This window comes from Nocardioides panacihumi, assembly GCF_039530925.1.
GTDB classification, from domain to species: domain Bacteria; phylum Actinomycetota; class Actinomycetes; order Propionibacteriales; family Nocardioidaceae; genus Nocardioides; species Nocardioides panacihumi.
This window is the reverse complement of the sequence record NZ_BAAAPB010000001.1, coordinates 1,158,215-1,179,683: the sequence shown is the minus strand read 5'-3', so window position 1 is coordinate 1,179,683 and position 21,469 is coordinate 1,158,215. Positions and strand designations below refer to the sequence as shown.

Annotated in this window: 15 protein-coding genes and 1 tRNA gene; 5 read left to right on the top strand and 11 right to left on the bottom strand. The window is 71.6% G+C overall.

The window, feature by feature from the left end; translation table 11 throughout:
• Nucleotides 1–30: 30 nt before the first annotated feature.
• Both ABD205_RS05615 and ABD205_RS05610 read left to right on the top strand, forming a co-directional pair.
• The gene (locus ABD205_RS05615) at nucleotides 31–2,817 is read left to right on the top strand and encodes a winged helix-turn-helix domain-containing protein (RefSeq protein ID WP_344043254.1); all 2,787 of its coding nucleotides are present in this window, start codon (nucleotides 31–33) and stop codon (nucleotides 2,815–2,817) included.
• Nucleotides 2,818–3,000: 183 nt separating this feature from the next.
• On the top strand, nucleotides 3,001–3,312 hold the full coding sequence (locus ABD205_RS05610) for a hypothetical protein (protein WP_344043252.1): 312 nt from the start codon (nucleotides 3,001–3,003) through the stop codon (nucleotides 3,310–3,312).
• A 76-nt stretch (nucleotides 3,313–3,388) separates the two neighbouring features.
• Here the strand turns inward: ABD205_RS05610 and ABD205_RS05605 are convergent, their stop codons facing one another.
• From ABD205_RS05605 to ABD205_RS05595, 3 genes are all read right to left on the bottom strand, one after another.
• Nucleotides 3,389–4,861: an MFS transporter gene (locus tag ABD205_RS05605; RefSeq protein ID WP_344043250.1), complete on the bottom strand. Its 1,473-nt coding sequence runs from the start codon at nucleotides 4,859–4,861 to the stop codon at nucleotides 3,389–3,391.
• A gap of 366 nt (nucleotides 4,862–5,227) precedes the next feature.
• Nucleotides 5,228–5,300 (bottom strand) — tRNA-Thr (locus tag ABD205_RS05600).
• Nucleotides 5,301–5,468: 168 nt separating this feature from the next.
• Entirely contained in the window at nucleotides 5,469–5,651 is a 183-nt protein-coding gene (locus ABD205_RS05595; RefSeq protein WP_344043248.1) for a hypothetical protein, read from the bottom strand.
• Between the two features lie 71 nt (nucleotides 5,652–5,722).
• Here ABD205_RS05595 and ABD205_RS05590 point away from each other — a divergent pair, with 71 nt between their 5' ends.
• On the top strand, nucleotides 5,723–6,640 hold the full coding sequence (locus ABD205_RS05590) for a LysR family transcriptional regulator (protein WP_344043246.1): 918 nt from the start codon (nucleotides 5,723–5,725) through the stop codon (nucleotides 6,638–6,640).
• A 143-nt stretch (nucleotides 6,641–6,783) separates the two neighbouring features.
• Here the strand turns inward: ABD205_RS05590 and ABD205_RS05585 are convergent, their stop codons facing one another.
• The 5 genes from ABD205_RS05585 to topA are packed head-to-tail and all read right to left on the bottom strand — an operon-like array spanning nucleotide 6,784 to nucleotide 13,650.
• Nucleotides 6,784–8,337, bottom strand: coding sequence for an alpha/beta hydrolase (locus tag ABD205_RS05585; RefSeq protein ID WP_344043244.1), 1,554 nt, complete (start codon nucleotides 8,335–8,337; stop codon nucleotides 6,784–6,786).
• Nucleotides 8,334–9,500: a DNA polymerase III subunit delta' gene (locus tag ABD205_RS05580; RefSeq protein ID WP_344043242.1), complete on the bottom strand. Its 1,167-nt coding sequence runs from the start codon at nucleotides 9,498–9,500 to the stop codon at nucleotides 8,334–8,336. The genes ABD205_RS05585 and ABD205_RS05580 overlap by 4 nt, the downstream gene beginning before the upstream one ends.
• Nucleotides 9,497–10,135, bottom strand: coding sequence for a dTMP kinase (gene tmk, locus ABD205_RS05575; RefSeq protein WP_344043240.1), 639 nt, complete (start codon nucleotides 10,133–10,135; stop codon nucleotides 9,497–9,499). Before tmk ends, ABD205_RS05580 begins: the two co-directional genes overlap by 4 nt.
• 9 nt (nucleotides 10,136–10,144) lie before the next feature.
• Entirely contained in the window at nucleotides 10,145–10,966 is an 822-nt protein-coding gene (locus ABD205_RS05570) for an alpha/beta hydrolase family protein (protein WP_344043238.1), read from the bottom strand.
• The gene (topA, locus tag ABD205_RS05565; protein ID WP_344043236.1) at nucleotides 10,963–13,650 is read right to left on the bottom strand and encodes a type I DNA topoisomerase; all 2,688 of its coding nucleotides are present in this window, start codon (nucleotides 13,648–13,650) and stop codon (nucleotides 10,963–10,965) included. The genes ABD205_RS05570 and topA overlap by 4 nt, the downstream gene beginning before the upstream one ends.
• A 178-nt stretch (nucleotides 13,651–13,828) precedes the next feature.
• Here topA and ABD205_RS05560 point away from each other — a divergent pair, with 178 nt between their 5' ends.
• The gene (locus ABD205_RS05560; RefSeq protein ID WP_344043234.1) at nucleotides 13,829–14,602 is read left to right on the top strand and encodes a hypothetical protein; all 774 of its coding nucleotides are present in this window, start codon (nucleotides 13,829–13,831) and stop codon (nucleotides 14,600–14,602) included.
• Here the strand turns inward: ABD205_RS05560 and ABD205_RS05555 are convergent.
• From ABD205_RS05555 to ABD205_RS05545, 3 genes are all read right to left on the bottom strand, one after another.
• Nucleotides 14,548–16,044, bottom strand: coding sequence for a DUF7059 domain-containing protein (locus ABD205_RS05555; protein ID WP_344043232.1), 1,497 nt, complete (start codon nucleotides 16,042–16,044; stop codon nucleotides 14,548–14,550). The two genes, ABD205_RS05560 and ABD205_RS05555, sit on opposite strands and share 55 nt — an antisense overlap.
• 52 nt (nucleotides 16,045–16,096) lie before the next feature.
• Entirely contained in the window at nucleotides 16,097–18,397 is a 2,301-nt protein-coding gene (locus ABD205_RS05550; RefSeq protein WP_344043230.1) for a sodium-translocating pyrophosphatase, read from the bottom strand.
• Between the two features lie 183 nt (nucleotides 18,398–18,580).
• Complete coding sequence (locus ABD205_RS05545; RefSeq protein ID WP_344043228.1) at nucleotides 18,581–18,919, bottom strand: STAS domain-containing protein; 339 nt, start codon at nucleotides 18,917–18,919, stop codon at nucleotides 18,581–18,583.
• A gap of 203 nt (nucleotides 18,920–19,122) precedes the next feature.
• Here ABD205_RS05545 and ABD205_RS05540 point away from each other — a divergent pair, with 203 nt between their 5' ends.
• Nucleotides 19,123–21,456: a DEAD/DEAH box helicase gene (locus ABD205_RS05540; RefSeq protein ID WP_344044466.1), complete on the top strand. Its 2,334-nt coding sequence runs from the start codon at nucleotides 19,123–19,125 to the stop codon at nucleotides 21,454–21,456.
• Nucleotides 21,457–21,469 lie beyond the last annotated feature (13 nt).

Below are 21,469 nucleotides of genomic sequence, written 5' to 3'. Positions count from 1 at the left end.
GTCGGGTCCGACGCCCAGGGAGGGAGCGGAGTGGCCGACCCACTCGTGGAGACGAAGCTGCTTCAGCCGAGCCCGCGGCGCGAGGTCGTCGCACGGCCTCGGCTCATCGGCCTGCTCGGCCGCGCTTCCGGCTCCCCGGTCACGCTGGTGTCGGCGCCGGCCGGGTTCGGCAAGACGTCGCTCCTCGCGGCCTGGCTGAGCGCGCATCGAGACACGTCGGCGGGTGAGCGGCCCGTCGCATGGGTGTCGCTGGACGAGCGGGACCGCCAGGCGACGTCGTTCTGGTCCTACGTCCTCCTGGCACTGGACCGCGCGGTCCCGGGCTCGGGTGCTGCGGCGCTCACCCTGCTCCAGTCCGGGCAGGCGTCGGTCGAGACCGTGCTCGCCGGCGTCGTCAACGAGCTGAGCGTGCACTCCGAGGAGGTCGTCCTGGTCCTCGACGACTACCACCTCGCTGACGGTGTCGATGTCGCGACCGGGATGACGTTCCTCGTCGATCACATGCCGCCCCAGCTCCGGCTGGTGATCAGCACCCGCGCCGACCCGGCGCTCCCCCTGTCGCGGCTGCGGGCGCGTGGAGAGCTGCTCGAGGTCCGTGCGTCCGACCTGCGCTTCAGCGGAGACGAGGTCGCGTCCTACCTCAACGAGCTCCACGGGTTCGGCCTGACAGCGGCCGAGGTCGCCTCGTTGGAGAGCCGCACCGAGGGCTGGGTCGCGGCGCTCCAGCTGGCCGCCATCTCGTTGCGCGACCGCGACGACCCGTCCGCCTTCATCGCCGGGTTCGCCGGCGACGACCGGTTCGTCGTCGACTACCTCGCCGACGAGGTTCTCGCCCGCCAACCCGACGACGTACGCCGCTTCCTGCTCGACACCTCCATCCTCTCCCGACTCACCGGTCCGCTGTGCGATGCCGTGAGTCCGCCCGAACACCCGGGGCGCGGCCGCAGCGGCAAGGCGATGCTCGAGATGTTGGACCGGGCGAACCTGTTCGTCGTCCCGCTCGACGGATCCCGCACCTGGTACCGCTACCACCACCTGTTCGGGGACGTGCTCCTCTCCCACCTGCTCGAGGAACGACCCGACGACGTGCCCGAGCTGCACCGGCTGGCCGCCGCCTGGCACGCCGACGCGGGCGACGTCGAGGCCGCCGTCCGCCATGCACTGGCGGCCGACGACCTCGACCGGGCCGCGGACCTCATCGAGTCCTCCTTCCGAGCCTTGGGCCTGGAGCGGCGCGAGGACCTCCTCAGCCGATGGGCGCACGAGCTGCCCGACGAGGTGCTGTGCGACCGCCCGGTCCTGGCCATCGCGCTCATCGGCGGCCTGATGGCCAGCAACGCGTTCGACGGCGTCGACCGACGCCTCGACCACGTCGAGCACCTTCTGGCGGGACCGACGGCGGATCTCGTCGTGGGGAACCGCGGCGAGCTCGCCCGGGTCCCGGCGGCGGTCGAGATGTATCGTGCCGCGCTCGCTCTCATCGGAGGCGACCCAGCCGGCGCCATCGCCCGCGCGCAGCGCGCCATCGACGTCGCGGTCGACGACGACCCTCTCGCTGTGGGGGCGGCCGCGGCGCTGTCCGGTCTGGCGTCCTGGTCGACCGGGGACATCGCGTCGGCGCACGAGAGCTACGCCCGGTCCATCCCGGCGCTGACCCGGGCCGGGCACATCGCGGACGTCCTGGGCTGCTCGATCGCGATGGCCGACATGGAGCTGCGCCTCGGGCGTCTCCGCGACGCCGAACGGACCTTGACCGACGCGCTCGAGCTGGCCGAGGCCAACACCCCGCCCGGTTCGAGCGTCATGCGGGGCACCGCCGACATGCTCGTCGGCCTCAGCCGGACGGCGTGGTATCGCAACGACCTGGCCGCGTCCGCCGAGCACCTGCGGCGATCCGACGAGCTCGGCGAGGCGGCCGCCCTCCCGCAGAATCCCTACCGGTGGCGGGTCGCGATCGCTCGGCTGCGAGCAGCCGAGGGTGACCTGTCGACGGCTCTCGAGCTGCTCGACGAGGCCGAGCGGGTGTACGTCGGTGACTACTCGCCGAACGTGCAACCGGTCCATGCATCCCGCGCCCGCGTGCTCGCCGCACGCGGCGACCTGGCCGAGGCACACGCCTGGGCGCGCCAGCACCACGTGACGGTCGACGACGAGCTGTCCTACTTCCGCGAGTACGAGCACGTCACCCTCGCCAGGGTGCTCCTCGCGGACCACGCCGCCACCGGCTCCGCGCAGGCCCTCGAGGCCGCCATCGGGCTGCTGGTGCGTCTGCTGGCCGCGGCCAGCGACGGCGGTCGCTCGAGCACTGTCATCGAGCTCGAGGTGCTGCTGGCCACGGCGTACGACGCCAGCGGGGACCGGGGTAAGGCGCTCGAGTCACTGCGTCACGCCGTCGACCTCGCCGAGACGGACGGCTGGGTCCGGGTGTTCGTCGATGCGGCGGCCACCCCGACGCCGCTGCTTCGCGAGCTTGCAGCGAGCGGGCCGCCGTCCGGGTACGTGAACGACCTGCTGGCCGCCGCGACCGCGGCCCTTGCTGGCGCCGTCCCGAGCACCGCACCGCCCCCGGCACCAGCACCAACGGTGGAGCGGGGAACGGGACTGGTGGACCCGCTGAGCGACCGGGAGCTCGACGTGCTGCGACTCCTCGGCTCAGACCTCGACGGCCCGGCCATCGCACGGCAGCTCGTCGTCTCGCTGAACACGGTCCGCACGCACACCAAGCACATCTACACCAAGCTCGGCGTGAACAACCGACGCTCCGCGATCAGCCGGGCGCACCAGCTCGGCCTCCTGACGCACTCCGGGGCGCGCTGAAGGGCGCGCTGAGGACGCGCTGAAGGGCATCGCCATGGCCGCGCCGGCGCCGGAGCCCCGAGGTTCACCACGTCGCTCACCACATGATGTGACGACCGCTCACCGCATCCGCTCCTAGCGTGCAGACATCAGGACGACTCCGGCCTCGCTGGAACCGTCAGGACCAGCAAGAGGAGCACTCCCATGAGCAGCCACTGCGTCGGCCAGCACGAACCGGGGCTGTACGAGATCCGACTCGAAGGTCGGCTCCACGAACGGTGGCTGACGTGGTTCGACGGCATGATCCTCGACAGCGTCACCGACACCGGCCCACAAGGCCGGGGCGGCGAAGGTGCGGGCGTCATCACCGTCCTTCGTGGCCCGGTCGCAGACCAGGCGGCGCTACACGGGATGCTCGCGCGACTGCGCGACCTCGGGATGCCGCTCATCTCCGTCGCCCGAGTCGAGCCCGGGCCGGCAGACGGTCGCGGTGTCGCCACCGGGAGCGACGGGTGAACCGCGGTCCCGCGCCCTCTCCACCATCCGCCTCTGCAGCTGCCGCCGTCCGGGCGTCGAGGGACTGCGGTGCGTTCTACTCGCTCTTGTCGCCGACCAGGGTGCCGCCGGCGACCATGCCGAGCTGGGGGTGTTCAGGCTCGCCGACGAGGTGTTCCTCGATGACACGACGTCCGACGGCCGGGATCTTGAGGGCGACCGCGGCGCACACGAGCATCACGACCATCAGCGTGGCGAAACCGCGGGTGTAACCGGACTCGTGGGGCAGCCCGTTGGGGAACACGCTCGCCGTCACGATGGTCGCCATCACGGCGGCGCCGATGGAACCGCCGACGGTGCGGATGTTGGCGTTCATGCCGCTGGCCACGCCGGTCTGCTCAGCGGGCACCGCGGCCACGATCAGGTTGGACAGACACGCGAAGATCAGCCCGATGCCGGCACCCATCACCGCATTGGCGACGGCCAGCTGCCAGGGGTGATCGTGGACGAATGCGACCATCCCCATGGAGAGTGCCGCGATCAAGGAGCCGGTCACGACGACGGCCTTGGGGCCGATCCTTCGCGCCGCGCGCGCCGAGTACATCCCGGCCAGGAACATCGTGACCGACGACGGCAGGAGGATCAGCCCGGACTCGGTGACCGAGGCGCCGAACCCGTAGCCGGCCGCGGTCGGCGTCTGGCTCAGCTGGGGCAGGAACGCAAACGACCCGTACATCGCGAATCCGACCAGCAGCGCCACCAGGTTGGTGGTCCACACGGCCGGGAGCCGCATCATCCTCATGTCGATGAGGGGAGACACCGACCGGTTCTCGACCCACACCCACGCCCCGGCCAGGACGACCGTCGCCACCAGCAGCCCCACCACGGTCGCAGAGGTCCACCCCCAGTCGGAGCCCTGGCTCAACGCCAGCAGCAGGCACACCAGCCACGATGAAAGCAGCACCGCCGGGAGGACGCTGATCCTGCCGGGGGTCCGCACCGGAGACTCGGGCACGAACACCACAGTGGCTGCGGCGGCGCCCGCCGTGATGATCATGGGGAACCAGAACAGCCAGTGGTAGTCGAGGGCCCGGACGATGGGGCCGGCGAGCACGAGTCCGAGTCCGGCGCCGACCGCTGAGAGGGAGGCCACCGCCCCGACAGCGCTCGGCACCTTCTTGGCAGGGAACTCGTCGCGGATGATCCCGAACGACAGCGGGAGCACGCCACCGCCGACGCCCTGGATCACGCGGCCGACGATCATCGGCCCGATGCTCGTGGACAGGGCTGCGATGAGCGACCCGACGGACAGGGCAGCGAGAGCGACGACCAGCATCCGCTCCTTGCCGACCTTGTCGCCGACCCGGCCCACGATCGGCGTACACACGGAGGCGGACAGCAGGTACGCCGTCAGAACCCACGTGACCGTCGTCTGGCTCGTGTGGAGGTCGGCCTGGATCTCCGCGAGGACCGGCACCACCAGCGACTGCAGCAGCGCGAAGGCCGACACCGAGACGGCGAGGACCGCGAACGTGACCTGGTAATGGGACCGGCGCTGAGTGGCGGACACGGGGATCCTTCGGGTTGGGTGACGTTGAGACTAACAGAAACGGAGACTTAGTCCGCTTGTGCGACGATCGTCACACCGGCACGCTTTGACGACCACGTCGTCGCCAGTGCCGCGGATCCGAGTCATCACGTGACTCGGGATCACGGCACACTGCACCGCCTCGGACCCAGCGGACTGGGACACCTGACGCGAACGCCGGAGCCTCGCTACCCGGCCCGCCCGACGACCAGCTTGATCGGCGCTCGAGGTCGAGACAGTGACGGCGGTGCCGCCGATCACGTGCCCATCACGTACTCCTGCGGCCGCCGCCCAGGAACGACGAAGGCCCCTACCCTGCGTATCCACAGGTCAGAGGCCTTCGATCCGAGCCGCCTGTCAGAATCGAACTGACGACCTACTCATTACGAGTGAGTTGCTCTACCGACTGAGCTAAGGCGGCGTGCTGCACTCGAGGAGTGCAACGCGGGGAAGCATACCGACGACCCCGCCAGGCGACGAAACCGGCGGGGCCGTCGGGAAGCGCGAGTGCGTCCAAGGAGGGGCACACCCGGCTGGCGACGTTGCGTCGTCCGCCTACCGATCGGGCACGGGACCCGAGCGGGAGGGATCAGGCGGCGACGGCGTCGACCGTACGGCGGCCGGCGAGCCGGCCCGAGATCGTGGTCTGCTCGGCGCCACACCAGCAGGCGAAGCGGAGCTCGATGCCATGGGCGGTGTTGTCCAGCGAGGTGAGCTGGCTGTCGAAGATCAGGTACGTCTCATCGCAGACGGAGCAGTGGTGCGCGAACATGTCTCAAGTCTGACGGGCACACCACTCATAGAGGTAGGCTCTCTTTCCAGGAGAACCAATAGGATGTCCCTATGCTTTCGCTGCACCAGCTGCGGTGCTTCCTCACGACCTACGAGATGGGCTCGCTGACCGCCGCGGCCGAGGAGCTCGGCTACGCCCAGCCGTCCATCTCCGAGCAGATCCGCACCCTCGAGAAGACGCTCGGCGTCCAGCTCTTCCGGCGGGTCGGCCGCGGCGTCGTGCCGACCACGGTCGCCGACGAGCTGCGCCCGCACGCCGAGCGGACGCTCGCGGCGGCCGAGGGGGCGCGCAGGGCCGTGCAGAGCGTCAAGCAGTTCGAGACCGGCACGATCAGGTTCGGGATGTTCGGGGCCGCGCGGCTCTACTTCGGGGCGCGGCTCGTGGCCGACGTACTCGAGCGGTATCCGGGGGTGCGCGTCGAGCTGATCGGGCAGAACTCCACCGAGGTGCACGAGGAGCTGAGGCGGGGGCGCCTCGAGGCCGCGATGATCGCTGTCGCCAGCCTGGAGAGCGAGGGCATGACCGTGACCCCCGTGGCGCGGGACGAGCTCGTCTACGTCAGCGCGGACCCGGCGCACCTGGCGACGCCCGTCACCGCACACCGGCTCGCCCTGGCGTCGCTCGTCATGCCGGAGACCACCTGGCGACAGGTGGACTCGATCCGGATCATCCTGCGACGGATGCTGCACGAGACCGGCCGCAACCCGGCCACGCGGATCGAGGTCGAGGACGTCGAGACGGCCGTCGAGCTGGTCGGCATGGGACTCGCGGACTCGATCATCCCGCGCGGCGCGGCCGACCAGCTGCTCCCCCGGCTGGCCCCGAACGCCGGCTGGGTGTCGCTGCGCCCGAGGATGTACGACACGTTCGCGATCGTGCACCGCGCCGACGCGACCCTGTCACCGGCCGCGCGGCTCATGATCGAGCTGGCGAGCGCGCGGATGAGGGAGATCGCCGAGCCGCTCTGAGGGTGCGGCGGGTCGGCGCCGCCAAAGTGTCACCGTGATAGTTCGAGCGACCGGTGACAGTTAGCAGGTATCACCCACCCCGCAAAGCATCACGGTGATAGTTAGGCCCGGACACGCCCGGACCAGGGCCGGCCGGGCGGCAGTCAGCAGGCGAGGCCGTCGCGCGGGACGGTGCCGTCGATCAGGTAGGCCTCGAGCGCGGAGTCGACACACTTGTTGCCGGAGTTGTACGCCGTGTGGCCGTCACCGTCGCGGGTGACGAGCACACCGGAGTCGAGCTCGGAGGCGAGGTTCTTCGCCCACTGCAGCGGCGTGGCGGGGTCGCGGGTCGTCCCGGTGACGACGATCGGCGGAGCACCCTTCGCGTGCAGTGCGGCCGGCTTCGACGTGGTCGGCTCCTGCAGCCCGGAGCACGACGCGCCCATCCAGGCGAACACCCGACCGAACGTCGGCGACGCGGCCTCGAAGGCGGGGATGTCGGCCTTCACCTCGGCAGCAGTGTGACGCGCCCAGGGGTCGTCGAGGCAGTTGACCGCGTAGATCGCCTCGGAGGAGTTGTTGTCGTAGGTGTGACCGGTGCGATCGGCGTACGCGTCGGCCAGCAGCATCAGAGCGGTCCCCTGACCGGCCATCGCCGACTTCAGCGCGGAGCTCAGCAGCAGCCAGTAGCTGCGCGAGTAGAGCGGCAGCGCCAACCCGAGGAACGCGTCCCCCTCGGTCAGCTCGCGTCCGTCCTTGGTCGGCAGCGGCTTCTGGTCGAGATCGGCGAGGAACGACTGCACCTTCGCCACGCCTGCGTCGACGGAGTCGCCGAGGAAGCACCCGGGCGACTTCGTGCAGTTCGCGACGTACGCCCGCAGCGCCGTCTCGAACCCGGCCGCCTGCTGCAGGTTGAGCTCGCGGGTCGGGAGAGCCGGGTCGAGAGCGCCGTCGAGCACGAACCGCCCGACGCGCGACGGGAACAGGTCGGCGTACGTCGCGCCGAGCTTGGTGCCGTAGGAGGCGCCGAAGTACGTCAACCTCGCCTCGCCGAGCGCAGCGCGCAGCACGTCCATGTCTCGAGCCGCCTCGACCGTGGACACGTGCGCGGCGATGGCGCCCGATCGCTTCGCGCACCCCGCGCCCATCTCGCGGGCGGAGGCGAAGTAGGCCGACTCCTCGTCCGCGTCGTCGGGGTCCGGGTCCGCCGAGAGGAACGCCGTCAGCTCGCCGTCGCTCAGGCAGTCGACCGGACTGCTCGCGCCGGTGCCGCGGGGGTCGAACCCGACGATGTCGTAGCGGTTGCGCAGCGGTTCGCGGAAGGCCCTGGCGGCAGCCGCCGCATAGTCGGTGCCGGGCACGCCGGGGCCGCCGGGGTTGACGACCATCGCGCCGATCCGCTTCCCCGTCGCCGGCGCCGAGAGGAGCGCGAGCTTGATCGTGGTGCCCGTCGGGTGCGCATAGTCGAGCGGCACCTCGAGCGTCGCGCACCAGAAGTGGCCACGGCACTTCTGCCAGTCCAGCCGCTGGGCGTAGAACCGCTGCAGGGCCGGGTCGGGAGCGTCCTGCGCACCCGGCTCCGCCGACCCCGCGGCCGGCGACGGCGGCGGACCGCTGGTCGCCGCGCTGTCATCGGAGCGAAGCAGGGTCAGCACGACGAGGCCGGAACCGCCGAGCACCAGGGCGAGGACGACGACCAGCGCGACGATGCGGCTCAACGGAGCGCCTCCTCGGTGACGCGGAGCGCGACCATCATGGACTCGAGGGCGAGCGCGGGCTGGACGTTGAACTCCAGCATCTGCTCGCGCGCCTCGAAGACGGCGGCGATCCGCTTGATGTTGAGCTCGGGCGTCGAGGTGCGCGCGAGCTCCTCGATATCGGCTCGGATGTCCTCGTTGACCAGGGCCCCGGGCGCACCGGTCGAGAGCGCGATCGCGTCGCGGTAGACGCTGACCAGATCCATGAGCCCGCGGTCGACGACGTCGAGCACCCGACGCTTGCCCCGCGTGCGCTGGGAGTCCTCGAGGCGCTTGAGCGCCGGCCCGTACTCCCGTGGGCGGCGGCCGCGGTCGACGACGCCGTACGACGCGTCGAGGTCGGCCTTCTCCCGGGCGTCGAGGTCGGTGGTGATCACCTCGGCCTCGGCCCGCGCCACCTCGACCATCCTCTCCGCCGCACGCAGGCAGGCGCCGAGGCTCGTCAGCCGGGTGGGGATCGACACGATGTCGCGGCGCCGGTTGCGGGTCGGCTCGTCGCGCGCGAGCGCGCGGGCACGCCCGATGTGACCCTGGCTGGCGCGGGCGGCGTACGTCGCCAGGGCGTCGTCGACCCCGTCGTTGGCGCTCAGGAACCCGGCGACCTCCTCGGTCGTCGGCGTCGACAGCGTGACCAGCCGACAGCGCGACCGGATGGTCGGCAGCAGGTCCTCGACGGTCGGCGCGCACAGGATCCAGACCGTGTGGGCGGTGGGCTCCTCGATGGCCTTCAGGAGCGCGTTGTTGGCCTGCTCGGTGAGTCGGTCTGCGTCCTCGACGATCATGATCTGCCAGCGGCGCCCGACCGGTGCGAGCGCGGAGCGCCGGACCAGGTCGCGCACCTCGTCGACGCCGATGGAGAGCTTCTCGGTGCGGACGACGCTCACGTCGGCGTGGCTGCCGCCCAGGACGGTGTGGCACTCGTGGCAGACCCCGCAACCGTCGCCCGGAGACGCGGCCGACCGGCACTGCAGCGCCGCGGCGAACGCGATGGCCGCGTTGGACCTGCCCGATCCGGGCGGCCCGGTGAACAGCCAGGCGTGGGTCATCCCGCGACCGGCCGCGGCCGCGCGCAGGACGTCGATCGACCTGCGTTGACCGACGAGGCTGCTCCAGACCGTGGTCATCGCGCCGCCTGCGCGAGCAGCGGGTCGATCCGCTTCCGGATGGCGGCCGCGATCTCGGCGACGGGAGCGCGCGCGTCGAGCACGAGGTAGTGGTCGGGGTCGGCCTTCGCCATCGTCACGAACGCCTCGCGGACCCGCTCGTGGAACTCCAGCGACTCGCCCTCGATCCGGTCGCGGCCCTCGAACCGGCCGAGCCCGGCCGACGGCTCGAGGTCGAGCACGACGGTCAGGTGGGGCCGCAGGTCGCCGGTGGCCCACCGCGCCACCTGCTCGACCTCCGCGACGTCCAGGGAGCGGCCCGCGCCCTGGTAGGCGAGCGTCGAGTCGACGTACCGGTCCGTGACGACCACCTCGCCGCGGGCGAGAGCGGGGAGCACGACCGTCTCCACGTGCTCGGCCTTGTCGGCGGCGTACAGCAGGGCCTCGGTCTTGTCGGCGAGCTCGCCGGTCTCGGGGCTCAGCACGATGCGGCGCAGCTCGCGACCGACCAGCGTGTCGCCGGGCTCGAACGTGAGCAGCACGGAGTAGCCCTCCGCGTCCAGCGCGTCGCGCAGCAGCTTGGACTGGGTCGACTTGCCCGACCCCTCCCCGCCTTCGAGGCAGACGAAGACGCCGCGGTCCGTGTAGAGGCTCACCCCGACAACCTATGCGGTCGCACGGACAGTGCTCGCGGCCCACGCCACGATCCGCGGTACGACGACCTCCGGCCGCCTCGCCCACTTGAAGTGGTCGATCCCGTCGACGTCCAGGTGCTCGCGCTCGACCCGTGCCGCGGGGAGCTTGGCCACCAGCGCGTCGACCGCGCGGGCGGGGCCGAGCCAGTCGCCCTCCACGGAGACGACGAGCAGCGGCAGGTCGACCCTCCCCAACCCGTCCTCACCGGCGACGAACCGGCCGGTGCGCGCGAGGTGGGCCCAGTCGCGGATCACGCCGCGCGCCTCACGACCGGCGAAGCGCACCCGCTGACCGGGGAAGTGGCCGAGCAGTGCGCCGGTGGCCGCGAACGCCGCGCTCACGGGCAGGATCCAGGGGGACCAGGTCCGCCAGTGCGGCGTCGACGAGGCCGCCAGGACGACGCCGGCCGCCTCGTCGGGGTGCAGTGCGGCGTACATCGTGGCGAGCTGGCCGCCCATGCTGTGGCCGAGCAGCACCACCGGCGCCTCCGGGAGGGCCGACCGTGTCGCGGTCACGGCGTCGGCGACGTCGGCGACCATGTCGACGTACCCGAAGTCGTAGCCGCGCCCCGGGATCCGGCCACCTTCCGCCTCGTGGCCGCGCAGCTCCATCAGCGAGCAGTGCACGCCCGCGTCGGCGAGCGCTGACCCGAACCGGTGGTAGTAGCTCGCGGGCATCCCCATCGCCGGAACGACGAGGACTACGGGCGCGGTCGCGTCGGAGGCGGACCAGACGGTGAGCGTCGACCAGGTGCCCTCCGCGCGCTCGAGGACGATCTCGGTCGCGCTCACGCCTTCTTCGTCGCCTTCTTCGCCGTCGCCTTCTTGGTCGTCTTCTTGGCCGGCGCCTTCTTCGCACCGCGCTTGGCGGTCTTCTTGGCCGGGCCCTTCGCACGCTTCTCCGCGAGGAGCTCCGCTGCGCGCTCGAGCGTCATGGCCTCGACCGAGTCGTCGCGGCGCAGGGTCGCGTTGTACTCACCATCGGTGACGTACTCGCCGAAGCGCCCGTTCTTGATGACGATCGGGTTGCCCGACACCGGGTCCTTGCCGAGCTCCTTGAGCGGAGCCGCGGCGGCGGCGCGGCCACGCTGCTTGGGCTGGGCGTAGATCCTCAGCGCCTCGTCGAGCGTGATCGTGAGCAGCTGGTCCTCGGTCGTGAGCGAGCGCGAGTCGGTGCCCTTCTTGAGGTAGGGCCCGTAGCGGCCGTTCTGCGCGGTGATCTCCTCGCCGTCCTCGCCGGCGCCGACCACGCGGGGCAGCGTGAGCAGCTTGACGGCGTCGTCGAGGGTGACGGTGTCGAGGCTCATCGACTTGAACAGCGAGCCCGTGCGCGCCTTGGCGCTCTTGGGTGCGTCCTCGGGGAGCAGCTCGGTGACGTAGGGCCCGAATCGCCCGTTCTTGGCCACGACCTCCAGCCCGGTCTCCGGGTGGCGGCCGAGCCGGACCTCCTCGCCGGCGGGGTTGGCCAGCAGCTCCTTGGCCTTGTCGAGCGTGAGCTCGTCGGGCGGCAGGTCGTCGGGCACGTTGGCGCGCACGGCCAGCGGCGTCCCATCGTCGCCCGGGCCCTCGAGGTAGGGGCCGTACTTGCCCACACGCAGCTGGACCCCCGACTCCTCGCCACCGATCAGGTACGTCGCCAGGTCGCGCGCGTCGATGTCGCCGAGCCCGTCGACGAGCGCCTTGAGGCCCGGGTGGCGGTCGGAGCCGAAGTAGAACTCGCCCAGCTCGTTCTGACGGGTGCTGCGTCCGCCGGCGATCTCGTCGAGGGCGCGCTCCATCTGCGCGGTGAAGTCGTAGTCGATCTGCCGCGGGAAGTGCTCCTTGAGCAGCCGCACCACCGAGAAGGCGATCCAGGCCGGCACCAGCGCGGTGCCCTTCTTGTAGACGTAGCCGCGGTTGAGGATCGTCCCGATGATGCTCGCGTACGTCGACGGGCGGCCGATCTCGCGGTCCTCGAGCTCCTTGATCAGCGTCGCCTCGGTGTAGCGCGCCGGCGGCTTCGTCTCGTGGCCCTGGGCGCGCAGGCTGGCGGCCGTGACGGCGTCGCCCTCGGAGACGTTCGGCAGCCGGGTCTCCGCGTCGTCGCTGCTCTGGTCGGCGGAGTCGGTGCCCTCGACGTAGGCCTTGAGGAACCCGTGGAACGTGATGACGCGACCGCTCGCCGAGAAGACGACGTCCTCGCCGCTCGCCGCGGCGCCGCCGAGACGGATCGTGACCGACTGGCCGACGGCGTCCTTCATCTGGGAGGCGACCGTGCGCATCCAGATCAGCTCGTAGAGCCGGAACTGGTCGCCGGTCAGGCCGGTCTGCGCCGGCGTGCGGAAGGAGTCACCGGCCGGCCGGATGGCCTCGTGCGCCTCCTGGGCGTTCTTGACCTTGCTGGCGTAGACACGGGGCGCGTCGGGCAGGTACTCGCCGCCGTACAGCTCCTGCACCTGGCGGCGGGCAGCCGTCACGGCCGTCTCCGACAGGCTGGTGCTGTCGGTACGCATGTACGTGATGAAGCCGTTCTCGTAGAGCCGCTGCGCGACGCTCATCGTCACGCTGGCGCTCATGCCGAGCTTGCGGGAGGCCTCCTGCTGCAGGGTCGTCGTCCGGAACGGCGCGTAGGGGCTGCGGCGGTAGGGCCGGGACTCGACCGAGCGGACGCCGTACGTCGTCTCGGCCAGCGCCGCGACGAGCGCCTCGGCCCGGGTGCGGTCGAGGTGGACGACCTCGGTGCCGGTCCCGGGCGTCTTCAGCAGGCCGTCCGGGCCGAAGTTGCTGCCGGAGGCGACGCGGGAGCCGTCGACCGTCCACAGCCGGGCCGGGAACATCCGCTGGTCGGACGAGCTGCCCGCGTCGAAGGTGCCGTCGATGTCCCAGTAGGACGCGACCTTGAAGTCCATCCGCTCCTGCTCGCGGTCGACCACGAGCCGGGTCGCGACCGACTGAACGCGGCCCGCGGAGAGGCCGGAGGAGATCTTCTTCCACAGGACCGGGGAGACCTCGTAGCCGTACAGGCGGTCGAGGATGCGCCGGGTCTCCTGCGCCTCGACGAGGTCCATGTCGAGCTCGCGCGGGTTGTCCGCGGCGGCCTGGATGGCCGCCTTCGTGATCTCGTGGAAGACCATCCGCTTGACCGGGATGTTCTTCGGCTTCAGCTCGTCGAGCAGGTGCCAGGCGATCGCCTCTCCCTCGCGGTCCTCATCGGTGGCGAGGTAGAGCTCGTCGGCGTCCTTGAGCAACGTCTTGAGCTTGGAGATGTGGCTCTTCTTGTCGCGCGGCACGACGTAGAAGGGCGCGAACCCGTTGTCGACGTCGACCGCCAGCCGACCCCAGGGCTTGTCCTTGATCTTGGCCGGGGTGTCGGCTGCGCTCTGCGGGAGGTCGCGGATGTGGCCGATGGAGGACTCGACGACATACCCCTGCCCGAGGTACCCGCCGATCGTGCGGGCCTTCGCCGGGGACTCGACGATCACCAACTTGTGCGCCACTGCTGCTCTTCCTACTCGACCTTGTCAGCCCCACACGGGGCTCACGGCGGACCACGGTAGCGCCTGATGTCCAGTCGCCCTCCCACTGATTCCACCACCAAGCCCTCGCCGGACTGTCGGTGGCGTGCTGTCTGATGGGTCACGGACGACGACTTCCAACCCGCACTGGAGGTCATTGATGTACGACGAGATCGACAATCTGCTCGGCGACGAGCGGGGCCGTTACTGCTTCGACTGCGCGTCGCTGGTCGAGCGTGCGCTGACGGTGATCGACCGGCTCGAGACCGAGCAGCTCCGGCCCCGACCGCCCGAGCGGAAGGAGCACGAGCTGGCCCTGGAGTGGCTGGCCTCGGTCTGTGGAGGTCCCGCCGCCGTGGCCGCGCTCCACGACCGGCCACTCACCGACGACGGCCTCGGGCTGCCGCTCGTCGAATCCGCGGCCGACCGACAGCGCCTCGACGCGGTCGCCGAGCTGCTCGACGGAGCGGCCGAGCGGTTCTTCGACGCCGAGGTCGGTCACGCGCTGCGCCGCGCGCTGCTGCGGTTGTGGGAGCTCGAGCCCCTGGTCGTCCTCGGCGCACGGCCCGCGACCCAGGTCGCCGCCGGGATCTGCCACGCGGTGGCGTCCGCCAACGGGCTGGTCGGGCCGAAGGGTGTCGTGCGGCAGTCGGCGCTGCGTCAGTTCTTCACGGTCTCGCAGTCGCCGTCGGCGTACGCACCGCCGGTGACGCAAACCCTGCGCGGCTTCTGGCCGTGGCACGACGTCTCACGACCGTGGATGTGGCAGCGCCAGCTCCCCGAGCTGACGGCTCTCGGCTACGCGGACCTGCTCACCGCCCGTGTGCGAGGACAGCTGCTGCGGGTGCGCGACCAGGCCGTCGCAGCGGCCGGAGCCGGTCAGGCCGGCACCAGGAAGCCTTCGCCGACGAGCTCCTGCGCGATCGGCACGTAGGTCGCCCGGGTCTCGGCCGGGTCGAGGCCGAGCAGCTCGCTGATGGCGTCGAGCAGCTGGCCGACGGCGAGCTCCCCGTCGCAGGCGCCCGCGAGCGCCGCGGTCACGGTGTCGACCTGACGGGCGCGCCTGAGGCCACGCTGCTGGCGGAGCACGACGGCGGTCGGGTCCTCGGCGCCCGGTGCCCCGACGGTCTCCTGCTGCACGTCCACCGGCAGCACCAGCCGAGACTCGGGGCCGACCTCGACACGGACCGCGGTGCCCCACGAGGCGATCGCGGGGGCGATCGGCTGCTCGACGTCGTACGGCCACTCGAGCAGCTCGCGCCGCGATCCCGGGCCGCCGGTCTTGTGCAGGTTGATCCATCCGAACCCGACGCCCTCGACGCCCTGCTCCTCCATCCAGGAGAGCCACGTGTCGTAGCGGAGCCGGTAGTCGTCGGCGTGGCCGCTGCCGGTGGAGGGGTGGTGGCCCGAGTCCTTGAGCCAGAGCTCGACGTAGGCGGCCGGGTCGAGGATCTCGCGTTGCACGACGAACGCATCGGTGTCGTCTCCGAGCCACGACCCGAGGCGCTCGTCCCAGGCGATGTCGCGGGAGATGACCCAGTTGGCGAGGATCTGGCACCAGCCCCCGGGGTTGAGGAGCTCGGGTGCGCCACGGACGATGTCCTCGACGACACGGTCGCCGGGCAGGCCCGAGTCCCGGTAGACCAGCCGCTCGCCCGTCGCCGGCGAGATGACGAACGGCGGGTTGGTGGCGATCAGGTCGAACGTCTCGCCCCGCACGGGGTCGAAGAACGAGCCCTCGCGGACCTCGACGTTGTGGCCGACCTCGTTGAGGGCGGCGTTGAAGCGGGTGATCCACAGCGCCCGCTGGTTGACGTCGGTGGCGACGACGTGGCCGGAGTGGGCGGCGAGGTGGAGCGCCTGGACGCCGCACCCTGTCCCGAGGTCGAGGCTGCGACTGACCCGGTCCCGGATGGTGAGCTGGGCCAACGAGGTGGACGCGGGGCTGATGCCGAGCACGTAGTCGGCGCCCACGCGCTGCGGCGCACCGTCGAGACCCGGAGTGAGGTCGGAGACGACCCACAGGCTGCCACCGGAGTCGGCGGCGGCGTCGGTCGCGTAAGGCCGCACGTCCATGCGTGCGGCGACCTCGCCGACGGACTGGTCCAGCAGGCCCTCGACCGCCAGTCGGTCCACGAGACCTGGGAGCGCGCCCTCCGCGGCGGCGAGGGGCACGGGCGTCTGGAGCAGGAAGAGCCTGACGAGGGTCTCGAGCGGGCTCCCGCCACGGGTCCGACGCAGCCCGGGCGTCGTCTCGTTGCGACCGAGCGCGGCATGGGCGAGCGGCCCGAGCACCTCGGCGACGTCGTCGTAGGTGAACCGCGCCGCGGTCAGCGCCTCGCGGAGCCGGTGGGGGAGGTCGGTCACGTCGCGCACGTCCGGGACGTTACCCGCTCTCCCGCACCGGCTGCTCCGGCCGGGGCCGGCCTCAGGTCAGTCCGCTCCTCACCGGCGGCGCCGCCACGGCGTCCGGCTCGCCGTCGTCGCTGCCGATGGCGATCGGGCGCCGCTTGGACACGTACACCGCGACCACGATCCCGGCCGCCGCCGCGACGGCGATGAGGACACGCAGCCAGTCGCTCGCGTGGGTGCCGTACGTCAGGTTCACGATGGCCGCGACGATGAGCAGGCTGACCAGGTTCATCACCTTGAGCAGCGGGTTGATCGCCGGACCGGCGGTGTCCTTGAACGGGTCGCCGACCGTGTCGCCGATGACCGTCGCCGCGTGCGCGTCCGAGCCCTTGCCGCCGTGGTAGCCGTCCTCGACGAGCTTCTTGGCGTTGTCCCAGGCGCCACCGGAGTTGGCGAGGAACACGGCCATGAGCGTGCCCGTCGTGATCGCGCCGGCGAGGAAGCCGGCCAGCGGGCCGATCCCGAGGCCGAAGCCGACGGCGACCGGCGCGAGGATGGCGAGGATGCCCGGCGTCGCCAGCTCGCGCAGCGAGTCGCGGGTGACGATGTCGACGACCTTGCCGTACTCCGGGCGACCGGTGCCCTCCATGATCCCGGGGATCTCGCGGAACTGCCGGCGCACCTCGTAGACCACCGCGCCGGCCGCCCGGCCGACCGCGCTGATCGCGAGTCCCGAGAAGAGGAACACCACGCTCGCGCCGAGCAGGGCGCCGACGAGCAGCTTGGCGTCGAACACGAGGAAGCCGTCCAGGATGCCGGACTCCCCCTTGCCGGTGGCCTTGGCGAACGCGTCGAACGCGCTCTGGGTGTAGGACGCGAACAGGGCGCTCGCGGCGAGCACGGCGGTCGCGATCGCGATGCCCTTGGTGATCGCCTTGGTCGTGTTGCCGACGGCGTCGAGCTCGGTGAGGATCTTGGCTCCCTCCTCGCCGACCTCGCCGGACATCTCGGCGATGCCCTGGGCGTTGTCGGAGACCGGGCCGAACGTGTCCATGGCGACGATCACGCCGACCGTCGTCAAGAGGCCGCAACCGGCGAGCGAGACCGCGAAGAGGGCGAGGGAGGTCGTGCCGCCGGCCAGGAGCGCCGCCCCGAACACGGCGGCGCCGATGACGAGCGCGGTGTAGACGGCCGACTCGAAACCGACGGAGAGGCCGCTCAGGATCACGGTCGCCGCGCCGGTCAGGCTGGTGCGGCCGACGTCTCGCACGGGTCGGTGCTCGGTGCCGGTGAAGTAGCCGGTCAGCGCGAGGATCGCGGCGGCGAGGACGACGCCGATCGCCACCGCACCGGCAGCAAGGACGCGCGGGCTGACGTCGGCGGCGGCGCCGGACCCGTTGAGGCTCGCCCAGTCGCCGGGGAGGTAGAGGAAGGCCGCGATCGCCGAGGCCACCGCGCCGATCGCCGCCGAGATGTAGAAGGCACGGTTGATCGTCCGCAGGCCGTTCTCTCCGACGCGAGGGCGGCAGAGGTAGACACCGGCGACCGCGGTGAGCGCACCGATGGCGGGGACGATGAGCGGGAAGACCAGGCCCTTGTCGCCGAACGCCTGCGAGCCGAGGATCAGCGCGGCGACCAGGGTGACGGCGTACGACTCGAAGAGGTCGGCGGCCATGCCTGCACAGTCGCCGACGTTGTCGCCGACGTTGTCGGCGATCGTCGCGGCGTTGCGCGGGTCGTCCTCGGGGATGTTCTGCTCCACCTTGCCGACCAGGTCTGCGCCCACGTCGGCGGCCTTGGTGAAGATGCCGCCGCCGACACGCATGAACATCGCGAGCAGCGCTGCGCCGAACCCGAAGCCCTCGAGCACGTGCGGCGCCTGGTCCTGGAAGATGATCACGACCACGCTGGCGCCGAGCAGCCCGAGTCCGACGGTGAGCATGCCGACCGTGGCTCCGGTGCGGAAGCCGATGGTCATCGCCGGCTCGCGACCGCTCACCTCGGCGGCGGCGGCCACGCGCACGTTGGCACGCACGGCGAGCGACATGCCGAGGTAGCCGACGGTCGCACTGAAGCCGGCGCCGAGGAGGAAGAAGATCGAGCGCCCGACGCGGACGCCGACGTCGTCGGCCGGCAGCGCGAAGAGCACCACGAAGGCGATGGCGGCGAAGACGGCGAGGGTGCGGAACTGACGACCGAGATAGGCCGAGGCGCCCTCCTCCACCGCTTGGGCGATCGTCCTCATCTTCTCGGTGCCAGTCTCGGCCGCGAGCACCTCGCGCCGGAACATGAAGCCCAGGCCGAGACAGGTCAGCGCGACCAGCCCGACGATGATGACGAGGACGAGATCGCCTCCGGATACTTCGACTTCGGGCATTCGGTCCTCCTGCGCGCGGGTCGGTTCCCACCGCAGGGTATGTGACCCGTGCCACAGTGTGAAGGAGGCGAAGCGAACGAGTGCGCGCAAAGTGCGCCGAAGACGGCGAGCGCCCGCGTCGCCACAGGGCGAGCGGGCGCGAGGGGGTCGTCTGCGAGCGTGGGTCGACGGCGCGTCGCGGCGTCAGTCGGCCGCGATCGCCGCCTCTGCCGAGCCGTGGATCGCGAACACCTTCGCGAGGCCGGTGATGCGGAAGATCTTCAGGAGGCGGTCCTGCGTGCACACCAGCTGCAGGCTGCCGTCGTGCGCACGCACCTTCTTCAGGCCGCCGACGAGGACGCCGAGCCCGGTCGAGTCGAGGAACTCGACGGCCTCGAGGTCGACGACGAGGTCGTGCGAGCCGGCGGCGACGAGCTCGGTGATCTTGTCGCGGAGCTTCGGCGCCGTGTAGACGTCGATCTCACCACCGACGGACACGACGGTCGTCCCATCGACCTCACGAGTCGAAAGGGTCAGGTCCACGGAGCACTCCACTCGGACGTCAGGTGACGGACGGTCGGGCCACGTGCCGGGATCACGACGTCCCGGTCCGCGAAGCCGGACCCTATGTAATCACGTTCCACGACCCACCGTACAAAGAAGTCGCACAGGGCGACCCCGCGGGTGACGCCGCGACGGCCGTTGTCGGTGTCGTTTGGGAGGATGGAGCGGTGACGGCGCCTCCGATGCACCACGACGTGCCGACCCTGCTGCAGCGGCTCTCGGCCGTCCCCGGCCGGGAGGGTCGTCTCACGCATCTCGAGGAGCTGCCGCCCCGTCCCGCCGACGAGGTCGACTGGCCGGGATGGGCCGATCCGACGGTTGTCGAGGCGTTCCACAGCCGCGGCGTGGAGCGGCCCTGGCGGCACCAGGTGGTCGCCGCCGACGCGGCCTACTCGGGCGCCCACGTCGTGCTCGCCACGGGCACCGCGTCCGGCAAGTCGCTGGCCTACCAGCTGCCTGCGCTCACGGCTGTTCGAGAGGGGCGCGGGCCGAAGGGACAGCGGGGTGCGACGGTCCTCTACCTGGCGCCCACGAAAGCGCTGGCGCAGGATCAGCTCGCCCGTCTGCAGTCGCTCGAGCTCGACGTGCGGGTCACGACCCACGACGGCGACAGCCCGCGCGAGCAGCGGGACTGGACGCGTGCGTACGCCGAGTACGTGCTCACGAACCCGGACATGCTCCACCGCTCGCTCCTGCCCGCGCACAGCCGATGGGCGTCGTTCCTCGGCTCGCTGACCTACGTGGTCGTCGACGAGTGCCACCACTACCGCGGCGTCTTCGGCGCCCACGTCGCGCACGTGCTGCGACGGCTGCGACGCGTCGCGGCGTCGTACGGCGCCTCACCCACGTTCGTCCTGGCCTCGGCGACCGTCGCCGAGCCCGAGACGGCGGGCCACCGGCTGACCGGGCTCGACGTCGTGCCCGTGACGACCGACGGCTCTCCCCGCGGGCGCGTCTCCCTCGCGCTCTGGCAGCCTCCGTTGACCAGCTTCGCCGGGGAGAACGGCGCGCCCGTGCGCCGCGCCGCGTCGTCCGAGACGGCCGACCTGCTCGCCGACCTGGTCTCCTCGGAGGTCCGCACGCTGGCGTTCGTGCGCTCGCGGACCGGCGCCGAGCAGGTCGCGCTGACGGCGGCCGGCCTTCTGGCCGACGTCGACCCGGACCTGCCCGGCCGCGTGGCGGCGTACCGCGGTGGCTATCTCCCCGAGGAGCGCCGCGAGCTCGAGCAGGCCCTGCGGTCGGGCCGTCTGCTCGGGATCGCGGCCACCAACGCCCTCGAGCTCGGCATCGACGTCAGCGGGCTCGACGCGGTGCTGATGGCCGGCTTCCCCGGCACGCGAGCGGCGCTCTGGCAGCAGGTCGGCCGCGCGGGCCGCGGCGCGCAGGACGCGCTCGGCGTGCTGGTGGCCCGGGACGACCCGCTCGACACCTATCTCGTCACCCATCCCGACGCGCTGCTCGGCCGTCCGGTCGAAGCGACCGTGTTCGATCCGGGCAACCCCTACGTCCTCGGTCCGCACCTGTGCGCCGCCGCTCAGGAGATCCCACTGACGTCGGCCGACTTCGAGCTCTTCGGCCCGACCGCTGCCGGGATCGTCGAGAGCCTGACCGAGGCCGGTGTCCTGCGCAGGCGACCGCGGGGGTGGTTCTGGACCGACCGACGCAGAGCCGCGGACCTGGTCGACATCAGGTCGGCGGGCGGCAGCGCCGTCCAGCTCGTCGAGGCGTCGACGGGGCGCGTCGTGGGGACGGTCGACGCCGCCCGCGCCCACGGCACCGCCCACGCAGGCGCCGTCTACCTCCATCAGGGCGAGACCTGGCTGGTCGCCTCGCTCGACCTCGAGGAGGGCGTCGCGGCCATCGAGCGTGCCGACCCCGGCTACACGACGACCGCACGTGAGACGACCGACATCAGCATCGTCACCGAGCAGGAGCACGAGCGCTGGGGCGACTGCCGGCTGTCCTTCGGCGACGTGGACGTGTCGCACCAGGTCGTCTCGTTCCTGCGGCGCCGCCAGCCAGGCGGCGAGGTGATCGGCGAGGAGCCCCTCGACCTGCCCGTCCGGAGCCTCCGGACGAGCGCCGTCTGGTGGACGGTGCCCCATCACGTCGTCGAGGGCGCGGGCTTGCAGCAGGTCGACGTGCCGGGCTCGGCGCACGCCGCCGAGCACTGCTCGATCGGACTGCTGCCCCTCTTCGCGACGTGTGACCGTTGGGACATCGGCGGGGTGTCGACCGCCGTGCACCCGGACACCGGGGTCCTCACCGTCTTCGTGTACGACGGCCACCCCGGCGGGGCCGGCTTCGCCGAGCGCGGCTTCCGGGCGGCCGGCGACTGGCTCTCGGCGACGCTGGAGACCATCGAGGCGTGCGAGTGCGACGACGGCTGCCCTTCCTGCGTCCAGTCGCCGAAGTGCGGCAACCAGAACAACCCGCTCGACAAGAACGGCGCGGCCCGGCTCCTGGGGGCGTTGCTCGCGGCGAGATCGAACGTCACCGCGCCCGTCAGCGAGTAGCTGTCCTCCAGAC